The following is a 12,390-nucleotide window of genomic DNA, read 5'->3' as shown; positions in this document are numbered from 1 at the left end:
GTGGGGATACAGGTGACTCACAGGTGCGGGTGCGGCGCTCATCGTGCGCCTATGGCATGAGCAGGTCAAGAGTCAATAAAGGCGCAGTGGCCGGAACTCTGCGGCCGTGGCTCGATCCCGAACTGCTGTACGTAGGTAGTGAATCGGGTATTCCTCCCCGTGCGCGGCACGGCCGCGGCGGACATCCTGCTCCCATGCTGCAACTCTCCGGGGGCCGCCCCCCGGACCCCGATCCTCGGTACGCCTCGTATCCCCAACCCCCCTTGGGGGCAGGCCATCTGAGCGTCGAGTACGCCCCCCGTCCCGTCGCCGTCCGCGAAGCCCGTGCCACGGTCCGCCGACAGCTGGAGGGGTGGGGGCTCGCGGACCAGGACGACCTGGTGGACACGGCCGAGCTGCTCGTCAGCGAGCTCGCCACCAACGCCCTGCTGCACTCCGCGAGCAGCTTCCGACTCACCCTCTTCGCCTCGCACGGCGTGCTGCGCTGCGAGGTCGCCGATGTAGGCCGCCGAACTCCCCAGGTGCTCCGGGCGGGCACCGCGGAGAGCGGCCGAGGGATGTTCCTGGTGGATGCGCTCGCCCGGCGCTGGGGCTGCCATCAGGACGGGCCGGGCAAGACCGTGTGGTTCGAGCTCGGCACGTGCGGGTCCGACGACTGTGGTCGGCGACAGTCGTTCTGACCCGAGAGTTCCGGATACGTCAACTCAGGCTCCCCCCGGAACCACAGCCCGGGCCCCGGTGCGCTTGCCCAGCCGCCGGGGCCCGACCCTTTCCCCCCGAGTACGCGCATCAGGTGAAGATCCACGCAGGCCCTCTTGCCGGGCGGGCGGCTTTGGGCTTTCTTGACCTGCATGGCGGACACCACGGGCAACCCCACGGACACCCAGGCATCATCCGGCAACCCCCAACCTCGTAAGTCCAGTTGGAAGTACATCGGCCCCGGCATCGTCGTCGCGGCCACCGGCGTCGGCGCCGGCGACCTGGTCGCGACCCTCATCGCGGGCAGCAACTTCGGCTACACGCTCCTTTGGGCCGCCGTCATCGGCTGCCTCGTCAAGATCTCCCTCGCCGAGGCCGCCGGCCGCTGGCATCTGTCCACCGGCCGCACCCTCTTCGACGGCTGGGCGAGCCTGGGCCGCTGGACCTCGTGGTTCTTCGTCGTCTACGTGGTGATCTGGGGCTTCGTCTACGGCGCCGCCGCGATGTCGTCCAGCGCGCTCCCGCTCCAGGCGCTGTTCCCGGACGTGATGGGCCTCAAATGGTGGGCCGTCGCCTGCGGTCTGACCGGCCTCGTCTTCGTCTGGTTCAACAAGTACGAGGTCTTCGAGAAGGTCATGACGGTCCTGGTGGGCGTCATGTTCGTGGTGACGGTCTACCTGGCCATCCGCGTCACCCCGAACCTGGGGGACGCCTTCGCGGGCCTGCTGCCCGTCCTCCCCGACGAGAAGGACTCCATCCTCAACACCCTCGGCCTCATCGGCGGCGTCGGCGGCACCATCACCCTCGCCGCGTACGGCTACTGGGTCAACGCCAAGGGCTGGACCAACACCGGCTGGATGAAGGTCATGCGGCTCGACAACCGCGTCGCCTACGCCACCACCGGCATCTTCGTCATCTCCATGCTGTTCGTCGGCGCCGAGATGCTGCACTCGGCGAACATCGCCATCGCCAGCGGCGACAAGGGGCTCATCCAGCTCAGCGACATCCTGGAGGACAAGTACGGCTCGGCGACCGCCAAGTTCTTCCTGATCGGCTTCTTCGCCACCTCGTACACCTCCCTGATCGGTGTCTGGCACGGAGTGAGCCTGATGTTCGCCGACTTCGTCGCCCGCTTCCGCGACAAGGGCGAAGCCAAGGACAAGGGGACGGGCGAGGAGGTCGCCTCCGGTGCGCGCGAACGCTCCTGGCCCTTCCGCGCGTACCTGCTGTGGCTGACCTTCCCGCCCATCGTCCTGCTCTTCCAGGGCCAGCCCTTCCGCCTGATCATCCTCTACGGCGTCCTGGGCGCGGCCTTCCTTCCCTTCCTGGCCGGCACTCTGATCTGGCTCCTCAACTCCACGCGCACACCGGCCGAATGGCGCAACGGCCTGATCAGCAACGGGATGCTGGTGATCGCCGGGCTGCTGTTCCTGGTGCTGTGCGTGAAGCAGATCTGGGATCAGCCCTGGTCGGAGTTCTTCTGACCGGTCTGGGACTCCTCCCGGCTCGGCCCCCACTTCGAGCTGAGCGCGATCTTCTTGAGCTGCTCCATCGTCAGGGCGGGCTTGTCACGGCTCGGCGCGTCGTGCGGCCCGCCCGCGTTGAGGGCGCTGACCACGACCCGCAGTCCGTTGATCCGCACCGTGTCGACGGTCCACCTGACCGTGCCCGAGACGCCCTTGTCACCGGCGTCCTCGCGGGTGACGAGCATCGTGCCGTCGCCGACCTCCTCGGCACCCTCGAAGATGCTCTCGCCGAGGAGGTCCCCCATGTTCGGCTGGACGTTGATCTCGACGAGGCTCTTGCCCTTGCCGTCGTCGACGACGACATAGCCCCACCCGGACTCGTCACCGCCCCTCGAGACCGGGACGAGACCGTCGGGGAGGAGGTCGACGAGCGTCTTGCGGATGTCGGTGGTGGGGGCGGGGGCGGTCTCCTCCGGGCTTGCCGGCGACGACTTGTCCTCCTTGGGAATGGCGTCGACCGCCGTCAGCCACGCCGGCGCGGTCACCAGCTTCTTCAACTCGGCGGCGTCCAGCGGCGGGCTCTCGCGGGTGACGGGCGAGCCCTTCTCGGCCTCGGCGTTCCACTCGTACACCGCGATGTGCTGGCCCCTCGGAGTGACCAGGTCGGCGGACCAGCGCCTGGTGGGCTCCCGCTTGTCGGGATACTCGTACCCCTGGAAGATCCTCAGCACCGAGCCGTTGTCCAGCCGGCTCGTCCGGCAACTGTCGTACGGCGTGAACGTCTTGTCCGGGCACTCGGTCCACTGCCGGGTCTGCTCTGTGCCCGGCTCGACCCGCTCCATGTTCACGGAGACGACGGAACCCCCGTCCCCGTCGTCCCACACGAGCCACGCGTACGGCGCGTCCGCGGTACCGCGACCGGTCTCCTGGCTGAACTTGCCGTACCCGAGCTGCTCCTTGAGCGTGCTGATCAGCTCCTGGCCGGAGACCGGCGGCACGGTCGCCGTGGCGCTCGGCTTCGAGGCCACCGAGGACCGGTCCGGGTCCGAACCGCCACCGGGCAGGAGCAGCGCCCCGCCCACCCCGACGAGTGCGAGGGAGGCTGCGCCGCCCACGACGGCGGCGCGGCGCCGCAACCGCAGCCGTCGGCCACGGGCGAGGCCCGCGGTGGTGAGCGCGTGCGGGTCGGCGTCGAACTGCCCCACGACATCGCGCAGTTCGGCGGCGACACGGTCCTCGAAGGGATCGCTGTGCTGTTGAGCGGGCATGGCTAACCACCGTTTCCCCGAGGTATGAAGGATGAGATGTCAGAGGTGTGGGTGAGGTGAGGTCATAGGGACGGGTGGGGCCGTCAGTAGCGTGCGTACTCGCCGAGGTCCTCGCCCAGCAGCTCCCGCAGCCGGCCGAGGGCGCGGGTACAGCGGGTGCGGACCGCGGAGGAACTGGCGTTCATCGCGTCGGCGGTCTCCTCGATCGAGCGGTCCTCCCAGTAGCGCAGCACGACCACCGCCCGGTCCTTGGCGGGCAGCCGGGCGAGCGCCTGGAGCAGCGTGAGGCGCAGCGGGACGTCGCCGTGGTCGGCGTAGACCTGCTCCGGGAACTCGGCGGTGGCGCGCTCCTTGCTGCTGCGGCGCCGCTGGTGGGCGAGGAACGCCCGAGTGAGGACGGTCTGCGCGTACCCGGCCGGGTTGCCGACCCGGGCCACCCGGTGCCAGCTGATGTACAGCCGGCCCAGGGTCTCCTGCACGAGGTCCTCGGCGAGATACGTGTCCCCGGCGGTGAGCAGGCACGCGGAGCGGTAGAGATGCCCCGCGCGTGCCGCCGCGAACTCCGCGTACTGGTCCGCAAGGACCTGTCTCATGTGTTCCCCCTGCCAGTGGCGCGCGCTCACTTCGCGCTCTCACCTACTTGATGCGCTGACCCCCCGGAAATGTTTCACACGAAGTTCCGAGGATCCTGCGGGGCCACCAGGCGCCCCAGGGTTCCGGCCCGCCCCGCCGCCGGCCTCCGGCGGGCCCGGAGTTCCCGGCCGCCGACCGGCGCAACTCGGCGTCGTGGAGGCGAAGCGGATGGGCCAGACCTTTCCGATGGGCCTGCCTTTTACGGATCGTTATCGCGATGGTGGAACCCACGGTGCCCGAACTTCATCGGGCAGCCTAATCGGTTTGACTGCTCATGGTCACGGATGCTCTTATGGGCGGCGGTAACGCACTGACCATGCGTCACCACGGGGGATACGCAGGAAAAGCCTTTGTGGAATTTCTCCACAGAGTGAGCGGGGTTCTCCGTCCGAAGACCAAGAATTGAGGAGAACCATGAAGAGACTGAAGATTCTGACGTCCCTTGCCGCCATCCTTTTCGCGAGCGTCGCATTCGCCCCTCAGGCGTCAGCCACGCCCAATGGATGCGGTGACACCGACAACGGCCAGCTCTGCATCCGGAAGGTCGACGGCAAGTGGGTGACCTCGTACTGGCGGCATGGTGCCGGCGGTGCTGACGGAACCATCACCGTCCGGCTCGGGTGGCAGGAGAAGTTCAGCAACGGCTATGTGGACAGCGCCCAGTTCGACTCCCCGAAACTCACCGTCGAAACCGGCAAGACCATCAAGTACGGCCGGAATCCGGTCAAGCAGAATGACAGTTGCATCAGGGGTACGATGAAGCACAGCGGTGACACGTACGTCACCAAGTGGGTCTGCCCGTAGCGAATCCGAGGTCCTCATGTCCCTGTGGCAGATCGTCTATTGGGTTACGCCGACCAACACGGTATTGGCGCTTCTCGTTTCCCTCGGTGCAGTGGCCGCCCTCATCATTGCGGCGCGACGACACAGGGAGAATGTCAGTACGGTCTGCCGCGCGGCTCTCGGGGGCTATCTTCTCCTGGTGGTGGTCGCCACCTTTTCCATGGGCTACGACGCGGGGGGAAGCGGGCATCTGGAATCGGGCGGGCTCGCCTACTTCTTCGCCGGGGGCGAGAACCTCGGCACCATGGAGAAGGAGATGATCGTCAGGGAAGCCCTGGCGAACGTCCTGATGTTCACCCTGTTCGCCCCGCTGATCAAGCTGTCCTGGCCCGGAGTCAGGCTGTGGGCCGCGCTGTGCGCCTGCGCGGCCTTCAGCTTCTTCATCGAGCTGTCTCAGATGCTCGCAGGGGGCGGGCGAGTCGCCGATGTCGACGACTTCACCCTGAACTCCCTCGGCGGTGCGATCGGGGTCCTCGTCTTCATGGCCGCGGAACGGCTGGCCGACCTGTCCGGGAACGCCCGCCGAGCGCGCCACCGCCGCGGCCACGAAGAAGAAGCCTCCGCCCGGTAGGCCCCCTTCCGCGGGACGGACTACGGCAGCGCGTGTACGTGCGGCCCCACCGAGTTGGACCACGCGTTGCTGGCCGCCGCGTCCCAGTTGGTCGACCAGGTCATGGCGCCCCGCAGGTCGGGATAGGTCTTCGACGGCTTGAAGGAGCCGCAGCCCGTCCCCTTCGCCAGGCAGTCCAGGGCGTTGTTCACCACGGACGGTGAGACGTACCCGCTGCCCGCGCCGCTCGTCGAGGCCGGCAGGCCCAGGCCCACCTGGGACGGGGAGAGGCCGCCCTCCAGTTGGATGCAGGCCAGGGCCGTCAGGAAGTCCACCGAGCCCTGCGAATACACTTTGCCGTCGCAGCCGAGCATCGAACCGCTGTTGTAGTACTGCATGTTGACGACGGTGAGGATGTCCTTGATGTTCAGGGCCGTCTGGAAGTAGGAGTTGGACGTCGACTGCATGTCGATCGTCTGCGGCGCCATCGTGATGATCAGGGACGAGCCCGCCTTGGCGGAGAGCGACCGCAGCGCCTGTGTCATGTACGTCGCGTTGAGGCCGTTCTCGAGGTCGATGTCCACGCCGTCGAAGCCGTACGTCTGCATCAGCGAGTACACCGAGTTCGCGAAGTTCGCCGCCGAGGAGGAGTCGTTGACCGCGACCGTCCCCCGCTCACCGCCCACCGAGACGATGACCTTCTTCCCGGCCGCCTTCTTCGCCGCGATGTCCGCCTTGAACTGGTCGACGGTGTAACCGCCCAGCCCCGCCGAGTCGAGGTTGAACGTCACCGCACCCGGAGTCGTCGTGGCGTCCGCGAAGGCCACCGCGATGATGTCGTACTGGGACTGGACGTCGGAGATCTTCTGGACCTTGGCCCCGTTGTCGAAGTTCTGCCAGTAGCCGGTGACGGCGTGCTTGGGCAGCGCCGGCCCGGTCGGGGTGGCCGTCGTCGTCCCCGTCACCGCCGTCGACTTCGCGGACTCACCCGCGGAGTTGGTCGCGGTGACCTGGAAGGAGTACGACGTCGACGCCGCGAGCCCGGTCACCGTCGCCGACGTGCCGGTCACCGCCGTCACCTTCGTGCCGCCGCGGTAGACGTTGTACCCCGTGGCCCCGGAGGCCGTGCTCCAGGCCAGGGAAACCGACGAGGAGGACGTACCGGAGACCGCGAGGCCGCTCGGCGCGCCCGGAACCGTCGGGGCCGGGTCGGTGCCACCGCCGCCGTCGGGGCCGTACACCGAGACGTCGTCCGCGAAGTACGCCGACTGCCCGTACCAGCCGTGCGTGTAGACCGTCACGGAGGTCGTCGAGGCGCCGGTGGTGAAGGTCGTCGACAGCTGCTTCCAGGACGTGGAGTCGGGGGTCCATGTCGACACGTCCGTCGTGCCGGTGCCGGTCACACCGAGGTAGGAGTACCCGCCCTGCACCCACGCGCTCAGCGTGTACGTCGACCCGGGCTTCACCGCCACCGTCTGTGTGCACTTCGCGTTGTCCTGCCCGGCCGGCGTCGCCTTCAGCGCGGTCGCGCCGCCGTGCACCGGCGAGGAGACGGCCGCCCCGCTGCCCGCCGTACAGGTCCAGTTCGTCAGGCCGGACTCGAAGCCGGCGTTCTTGGCGTTGTTGACATCCGCGGCGGAGGCCTGGCCTGTGCCGGACACACCGAGGGCGAGGGCTGCGAGGACCGCTGCCGACCAGAAGCGAGCAGAGCGTCGTCTGAGTATGGCCATGACAAGCAGACTGGTCCAGACCAATCGTGTCCGTCAATAGGTCCAGACCATCTTTACGGGGCTCGCGGGTTCTCCACGGGCTGTCGGCATATGCAATCCGCCCTGATTTGGGGAGCCTTGCGCAAAAACAGTTGCCATCAGCTGAAGAAACGCTGTTCTCCGGTCACATGGGCGTGGCTAGAGTGCTGACGTAGTCACGCAGTGAAGTCGACTGGGTGTGCCGGAGTAACGCCGGTCGGGCCGGCGGGGCATGGGAACGGGGAGCTGCGCGTGCCAACTGCCATTGCCGTGACCGGTGCCGACATGGCGCTGCCGCCGCAGGACGAGCGAACCGTGCCCGCCGTCGTGCTCAAGGGCCTGGACAAGGAACCGCTGGAGCGCACGCTGCTGGGCCTCCAGTCGCTCATCGACCAGCACGGTCATGTGATCGTCGTCTGCTCCCAGGCGGTGCCGAAGGCGGTCGAGCGACGCCTGCACACCGTACGGTCGCTCCTGGAGAGTGACCGTATCGCCCTGTTCCGCCCCGATCTGCCACCCCTCGGACTGGCCGTCCTGGCCCGCCAGTTGAGGCAGCTCGCCTCCTGTGACCTCGGCCCCGGCGTGCTCGCCTCCGCGGGCCGGCTGCTCACCCACTACATCCACGCCGGGGCGGTCCTCGGCTCCGTCACCAAGCTCGACCGCGTTCCCGTGGATCTCAAGGCGCATGCCAAGTCATGGGTGCCGGGAAGTCAGTTCGGTGTGATCGCCCACCCCGAACCGCAACTGGTCCGCATCGGCCCGGAAGCCGCCCTGAAGGGCCCCGAGTTCGCCACCGCCCTGCTGGTCGCCAAGGGGCAGTTCCAGTCCGACTGGGTCACCAGCACCCTCGCCCCGTCCTGGAACGTCCAGGGGCTGCGCGAGGTCCCGCTCCCCGCCGAGTCGGCGTCGTGGTGGGGCACCCCGAAAGTGATCGAGTTCTGTTCGTTCCTGCCCGACCTCTCGGTCCTCTACCAACTGGTCACCTCGGTCCGCCAGAGCGCCTGCCACTGGTGCGGTATCGATGTGATCGGCGACCGCTGTGTGTTCTGTTCCGCCACATCACCGCTCACCGAGAACCAGCAGAACCAACTCACCGCCGGGTGAGCCCTGTCGACCGATATCCCCCAATGAGGTTGTACGGTTCATGAACTCCCGTCAGCGCCGCGGCGTCATACTCCTGATCCTGTCGGCCGTCTGCGCCCTCGCGGCCTTCGCCGGCGTCCTGTCCGTCATCAACGACGCCGAGTCCAAGGTCGGCCCCGAGGTCACCGCCTACCGGCTCAAGACGAACGTGGAGCCCTACAAACCGCTGAGCACGGCCCAGTTCGAGAAGATCGAGATGCCCGAGCGGTGGCTGTCCGACAACGCGGTCCGCAATCTCCGCGAGATCGACGGCAAGATCGCGGTCACCGCCCTGAAGAGGGGCTCCCTGCTGCAGAGCGACATGATCGTGGCACAGCCGGCCCTGCAGCCCGGGCAGCAAGAGGTCGCCATCATGATCGACGCGGCGACCGGTGTGGCCGGCAAGATCACGCCGAACTCCACGGTCAACGTGTACGCCACCTTCGAGGGCGAGCGGGAGGGTGCTCCCGACCAGTCCAAGATCATCGTGACGAACGCCAAGGTCCTCGACGTGGGCGACCTCACCCCGCTCCAGCCCGACGCCGACGACCGCACCCGCGAGGCCACCGAGGCCGTCCCCATCACCTTCGCGCTCTCCGCCATCGACGCCCAGCGCATCACGTACGCCGAGTCCTTCGCCAAGCGCGTCCGGCTCGCACTGGTCGCGCCGGGTGAGACCGGCACCGTCCCCGACCAGGACCGCACGTACGAACTCGCGAAGGACAAGTGAGAGCCGTATGCCCACGAGGATCCTGCCGGCGGTAGGCGACGCGGACGCGGTCCGCTCCATCACCACCCTGCTCAGCCAGCTCCCGGACGCCGAACCGGTGGCCCCGGTCGTCGACTCCACCCAGCTCGTCGACACCCTCGCGCGCCTGGCCGCCGAGTCCTTCGACGAACTGCCCGAGGTCGTGATCGTCCACGAACGCATCGGCCCGGTCCCGGCGTTGGAACTGATCCGCGAGGTCGCCCTGCGCTTCCCCGCGGTCGGCGTCATCCTCGTCTCCTCCGACGCGAGCCCCGGCCTCTTCCAGGCCGCCATGGACTACGGGGCACGGGGACTGGTGGCACTGCCGCTCAGCTACGAGGAACTGGCCATCCGGGTCCAGGCGGTCGCCCAGTGGTCAGTGGGCGTACGGCGCCATCTGGGCGGCACCGTCGACGTGTTCACCGGAGTCGGCGGCACCGTCGTCACGGTCAGCGGCGCGAAAGGCGGAGTGGGGACGACCCTCACCGCCATCCAACTCGCCCTCGCCGCCCAGGCGTCCGGCCGCAGCACGGCCCTGGTCGACCTCGACCTCCAGACCGGGGACATCGCCTCCTTCCTGGACGTCCAGTTCCGCCGCTCGGTGGCCGACCTCGCCACCATCACCGATATCTCCCCCCGCGTGCTGGCCGACGCCGTCTTCCGCCACGACACCGGGCTCGCCCTGCTGCTCGCCCCCGGCGAGGGCGAACGCGGCGAGGAGGTCACCGACCGGGCCGTCCGCCAGATCGTCAGCGCCCTGCGCTCCCGCTACGAGGTCGTCGTCATCGACTGCGGCGCCCAGATCGGCGGCGCGGGCGCGGCGGGCGTCGAGATGGCGGACACGGCCCTGCTCGTCACCACACCCGACGTGATCGCCGTACGCGGGGCCAAACGGACCGTCCGCATGTGGGACCGGCTCCAGATCCGCAAGGCGGAGGAGACGACGGTGGTCGTCAACCGGCACACGCGCGGAACCGAGATCCAGCCCTCGCTGGTCCGGAAGATCACCGGCACACCGGTCGCGGGGGTGGCGATCCCCGCCAACTTCAAGGAACTGCAGTCGGTCGTGGACGCCGGACGCGTCCACGAGCTCGACAGCAAGAGCGTCGTGAAGCAGGCGCTGTGGGCTCTGGCGGGAGAACTGGGGCTGGTCAAGCCGGCCGACGGAGCGCACAAGGGCGGACGGGCCGCGGTGGGCTTTCGCCGGCGTAGGGAGCTGGGGCCATGAGGCGGCTCGGGGCCAAGGGGCGCCGGGACTCCGGCCAGGTCACCATCGAGTTCCTCGGCATGACCCCGCTGATCATCGTCACCCTGGTGCTGCTGTGGCAGTTCGTGCTGGTGGGATACACGTTCACGCTGGCGGGGAATGCAGCGGACGAGGCGGTACGGGCGGGGACGGCGGCGAGCCCGGGGGAGCGGCAGGGCGCGTGCGAGGCGGCAGGCCTGGAGAAGCTGCCGGACGCGTGGAACGGCACCGTGGAGTGCGGCACCGGCGGTGGCTATGTCACGGCCGACGTCGAACTCCAGGTCCCCGTCCTCTTCCCGGGCGCGATCGGCTTCCCGTTCAGGGTCGAGGGCCATGCGGGAGCCGTGGAGGAGGAGAAGGATTGAGATGCCGTACGACAGGAGAGTCCGCGACCGCGGCCAGGTCGCCATCGAGTACCTCGGGTTCATCCCGATCCTGATCCTCGTCGCCATGGCAGGGGTACAGATCGGGCTCATCGCCTACACGGCACAGCAGGCCGGTACGGCGGCGCGGGCCGGCGCGCGGGCCGCCTCGCTGGAGAACAGCGCCCAGGTGGGCTGCACGACCGCGGTCAGCGACTGGCTGTCGGTCTCCTGTTCCGAGGCCAGGGGCGACGACTCGGTGACCGTCACCGCCACCGTCCTCATCCCCTCCATCGTCCCCGGCTGGGACTTCGGCGACGCGAACAAGACGGCCACCATGCCGCTCGACCACTGAACGAGGTACCCCATGAGTCTGCGGGCCCGCATCAGCACCCCCGAGGAGAACGGCAGCCGGGGCGAGGACGGCCACCTGGTCGCCTCGTACCGCGCCAAGCTCCTGGAGGAGATCGACCTCGCGGAGATGAGCTCGCTGGCGGCCGCCGAGCGCAGGGCCCGCCTGGAGCGCGTGCTCGGGCACATCATCAGCCGCGAGGGCCCGGTGCTGTCGACGGTCGAGCGCTCGCAGCTCATCCGCAGGGTCGTGGACGAGGCGCTGGGCCTCGGCATCCTGGAGCCGCTTCTCGAAGACGCGTCCATCACCGAGATCATGGTGAACGGCCCGGACGCGATCTTCGTCGAACGCGGCGGCCGGGTGGAGCAGTTGCCGCTCCGCTTCCCCTCCCACGACCAGCTGATGCAGACGATCGAGCGGATCGTCTCGACGGTCAACCGGCGCGTGGACGAGTCGAATCCCATGGTGGACGCCCGCCTCCCGTCCGGCGAACGCGTGAACGTCATCATCCCGCCCCTGTCGCTGACCGGCGCGACCCTGACGATCCGCCGATTCCCGCGCTCCTTCACCCTCCAGGAGATGATCGGCCTGGGCTCGCTGGACGAGCACATGCTGTACCTCCTCGCGGGCCTGGTGCAGGCGAAGTTCAACATCATCGTGTCGGGTGCCACGGGCACCGGGAAGACGACCCTGCTCAACGCCCTGTCGGGGCTGATCCCGGAGCGCGAACGCATCATCACCATCGAGGACTCCGCGGAACTCCAGCTCCAGCAGACGCATGTGATCCGCCTGGAGTCCCGCCCACCGAACGTCGAGGGCAAGGGCCAGGTGACCATCCGCGACCTGGTCCGCAACTCCCTCCGAATGCGCCCGGACCGCATCGTCGTCGGTGAGGTCCGCGGCGGCGAGTCCCTGGACATGCTCCAGGCGATGTCGACCGGCCACGACGGCTCACTGGCCACGGTCCACGCCAACAGCACGGAGGACGCCCTGATGCGTCTGAAGACCCTGGCGTCGATGTCCGAGGTCGGCGTCCCCTTCGAAGCGCTCCACGACCAGATCAACAGCGCGCTCGACGTGATCATCCAGCTGACCCGGTTCCCCGACGGAGCCCGCCGCATCACGGAGATAGCCATCCTCGACAGCCATGGCGCCGAGCCCTACCGCCTGGCCACGGCGGCCCGCTTCCACGCCCAGCCCATGTCGGCGGACGGCCGTGTCCACGGCGTCTTCGAGTACTTCCCGCTCCCACGCCGTACGGCGGACCGCCTCTACATGGCGAGCCAGCCGATCCCCCAGGCCTTCGGCGTGGCCCAGTCCGCGCTCGAACTGACGACCAGAGAAGCCAGGTAG

General features: G+C 68.5%; 13 protein-coding genes. 10 read left to right on the top strand and 3 right to left on the bottom strand.

All coding sequences use genetic code 11. The annotated features are described in order from the left end of the window. Nucleotides 1–194 precede the first annotated feature (194 nt). Both ACWD3I_RS11640 and ACWD3I_RS11635 read left to right on the top strand, forming a co-directional pair. A complete protein-coding gene (locus tag ACWD3I_RS11640; protein ID WP_365391942.1) occupies nucleotides 195–680 on the top strand; it encodes an ATP-binding protein in 486 nt (161 codons plus the stop codon). Nucleotides 681–851: 171 nt separating this feature from the next. Beyond that, the gene (locus ACWD3I_RS11635) at nucleotides 852–2,183 is read left to right on the top strand and encodes an Nramp family divalent metal transporter (RefSeq protein WP_365391940.1); all 1,332 of its coding nucleotides are present in this window, start codon (nucleotides 852–854) and stop codon (nucleotides 2,181–2,183) included. On the opposite strand, the gene ACWD3I_RS11630 is transcribed toward ACWD3I_RS11635, so the two are convergent. Then, a complete protein-coding gene (locus tag ACWD3I_RS11630; protein ID WP_365391938.1) occupies nucleotides 2,159–3,433 on the bottom strand; it encodes a hypothetical protein in 1,275 nt (424 codons plus the stop codon). The two genes, ACWD3I_RS11635 and ACWD3I_RS11630, sit on opposite strands and share 25 nt — an antisense overlap. An 83-nt stretch (nucleotides 3,434–3,516) precedes the next feature. Beyond that, nucleotides 3,517–4,026, bottom strand: a complete 510-nt coding sequence (locus ACWD3I_RS11625; protein ID WP_365391936.1) for a SigE family RNA polymerase sigma factor — start codon at nucleotides 4,024–4,026, stop codon at nucleotides 3,517–3,519. 454 nt (nucleotides 4,027–4,480) lie between these two features. On the opposite strand from ACWD3I_RS11625, the gene ACWD3I_RS11620 reads away from it, so the two are divergent. Together ACWD3I_RS11620 and ACWD3I_RS11615 are read left to right on the top strand one after the other, a co-directional pair. After that, entirely contained in the window at nucleotides 4,481–4,870 is a 390-nt protein-coding gene (locus tag ACWD3I_RS11620) for a hypothetical protein (RefSeq protein ID WP_365391934.1), read from the top strand. A 178-nt stretch (nucleotides 4,871–5,048) separates the two neighbouring features. Further along, on the top strand, nucleotides 5,049–5,480 hold the full coding sequence (locus ACWD3I_RS11615; protein WP_451084071.1) for a VanZ family protein: 432 nt from the start codon (nucleotides 5,049–5,051) through the stop codon (nucleotides 5,478–5,480). Between the two features lie 20 nt (nucleotides 5,481–5,500). On the opposite strand, the gene ACWD3I_RS11610 is transcribed toward ACWD3I_RS11615, so the two are convergent. Beyond that, complete coding sequence (locus tag ACWD3I_RS11610) at nucleotides 5,501–7,189, bottom strand: chitinase (protein WP_365391930.1); 1,689 nt, start codon at nucleotides 7,187–7,189, stop codon at nucleotides 5,501–5,503. 270 nt (nucleotides 7,190–7,459) lie between these two features. Between ACWD3I_RS11610 and ACWD3I_RS11605 the strand changes: the two genes are divergently transcribed. Genes ACWD3I_RS11605 through ACWD3I_RS11580 form a run of 6 tightly spaced genes read left to right on the top strand, consistent with a single transcriptional unit; the run spans nucleotide 7,460 to nucleotide 12,390 of the window. Next, entirely contained in the window at nucleotides 7,460–8,311 is an 852-nt protein-coding gene (locus tag ACWD3I_RS11605) for a hypothetical protein (RefSeq protein ID WP_365391928.1), read from the top strand. 40 nt (nucleotides 8,312–8,351) lie between these two features. After that, nucleotides 8,352–9,059 carry a Flp pilus assembly protein CpaB gene (cpaB, locus tag ACWD3I_RS11600; RefSeq protein ID WP_365391926.1) on the top strand — a complete coding sequence of 236 codons (708 nt, stop codon included), beginning with the start codon at nucleotides 8,352–8,354 and terminating at the stop codon, nucleotides 9,057–9,059. A gap of 7 nt (nucleotides 9,060–9,066) precedes the next feature. After that, nucleotides 9,067–10,305 carry an AAA family ATPase gene (locus ACWD3I_RS11595; protein ID WP_365391924.1) on the top strand — a complete coding sequence of 413 codons (1,239 nt, stop codon included), beginning with the start codon at nucleotides 9,067–9,069 and terminating at the stop codon, nucleotides 10,303–10,305. Beyond that, on the top strand, nucleotides 10,302–10,688 hold the full coding sequence (locus ACWD3I_RS11590) for a TadE/TadG family type IV pilus assembly protein (protein ID WP_365391922.1): 387 nt from the start codon (nucleotides 10,302–10,304) through the stop codon (nucleotides 10,686–10,688). The genes ACWD3I_RS11595 and ACWD3I_RS11590 overlap by 4 nt, the downstream gene beginning before the upstream one ends. A gap of 1 nt (nucleotide 10,689) precedes the next feature. Beyond that, nucleotides 10,690–11,040: a TadE/TadG family type IV pilus assembly protein gene (locus ACWD3I_RS11585; protein ID WP_365391920.1), complete on the top strand. Its 351-nt coding sequence runs from the start codon at nucleotides 10,690–10,692 to the stop codon at nucleotides 11,038–11,040. A 12-nt stretch (nucleotides 11,041–11,052) separates the two neighbouring features. After that, on the top strand, nucleotides 11,053–12,390 hold the full coding sequence (locus ACWD3I_RS11580) for a CpaF family protein (RefSeq protein ID WP_266888619.1): 1,338 nt from the start codon (nucleotides 11,053–11,055) through the stop codon (nucleotides 12,388–12,390).

The sequence above is a fragment of the Streptomyces sp. NPDC002817 genome (assembly GCF_053592055.1).
This window is presented reverse-complemented; position numbering and strand designations above follow the sequence as displayed.

Excerpts from the sequence above, each read along its gene's own strand:
- ACWD3I_RS11640 (WP_365391942.1), top strand. The coding sequence starts at position 195 with ATGCTGCAACTCTCCGGGGGCCGCCCCCCGGACCCCGATCCTCGGTAC.
- ACWD3I_RS11635 (WP_365391940.1), top strand. The coding sequence starts at position 852 with ATGGCGGACACCACGGGCAACCCCACGGACACCCAGGCATCATCCGGC.
- ACWD3I_RS11630 (WP_365391938.1), bottom strand. The coding sequence starts at position 3,433 with ATGCCCGCTCAACAGCACAGCGATCCCTTCGAGGACCGTGTCGCCGCC.
- ACWD3I_RS11625 (WP_365391936.1), bottom strand. The coding sequence starts at position 4,026 with ATGAGACAGGTCCTTGCGGACCAGTACGCGGAGTTCGCGGCGGCACGC.
- ACWD3I_RS11620 (WP_365391934.1), top strand. The coding sequence starts at position 4,481 with ATGAAGAGACTGAAGATTCTGACGTCCCTTGCCGCCATCCTTTTCGCG.
- ACWD3I_RS11610 (WP_365391930.1), bottom strand. The coding sequence starts at position 7,189 with ATGGCCATACTCAGACGACGCTCTGCTCGCTTCTGGTCGGCAGCGGTC.
- cpaB (WP_365391926.1), top strand. The coding sequence starts at position 8,352 with ATGAACTCCCGTCAGCGCCGCGGCGTCATACTCCTGATCCTGTCGGCC.
- ACWD3I_RS11595 (WP_365391924.1), top strand. The coding sequence starts at position 9,067 with ATGCCCACGAGGATCCTGCCGGCGGTAGGCGACGCGGACGCGGTCCGC.
- ACWD3I_RS11590 (WP_365391922.1), top strand. The coding sequence starts at position 10,302 with ATGAGGCGGCTCGGGGCCAAGGGGCGCCGGGACTCCGGCCAGGTCACC.
- ACWD3I_RS11585 (WP_365391920.1), top strand. The coding sequence starts at position 10,690 with ATGCCGTACGACAGGAGAGTCCGCGACCGCGGCCAGGTCGCCATCGAG.
- ACWD3I_RS11580 (WP_266888619.1), top strand. The coding sequence starts at position 11,053 with ATGAGTCTGCGGGCCCGCATCAGCACCCCCGAGGAGAACGGCAGCCGG.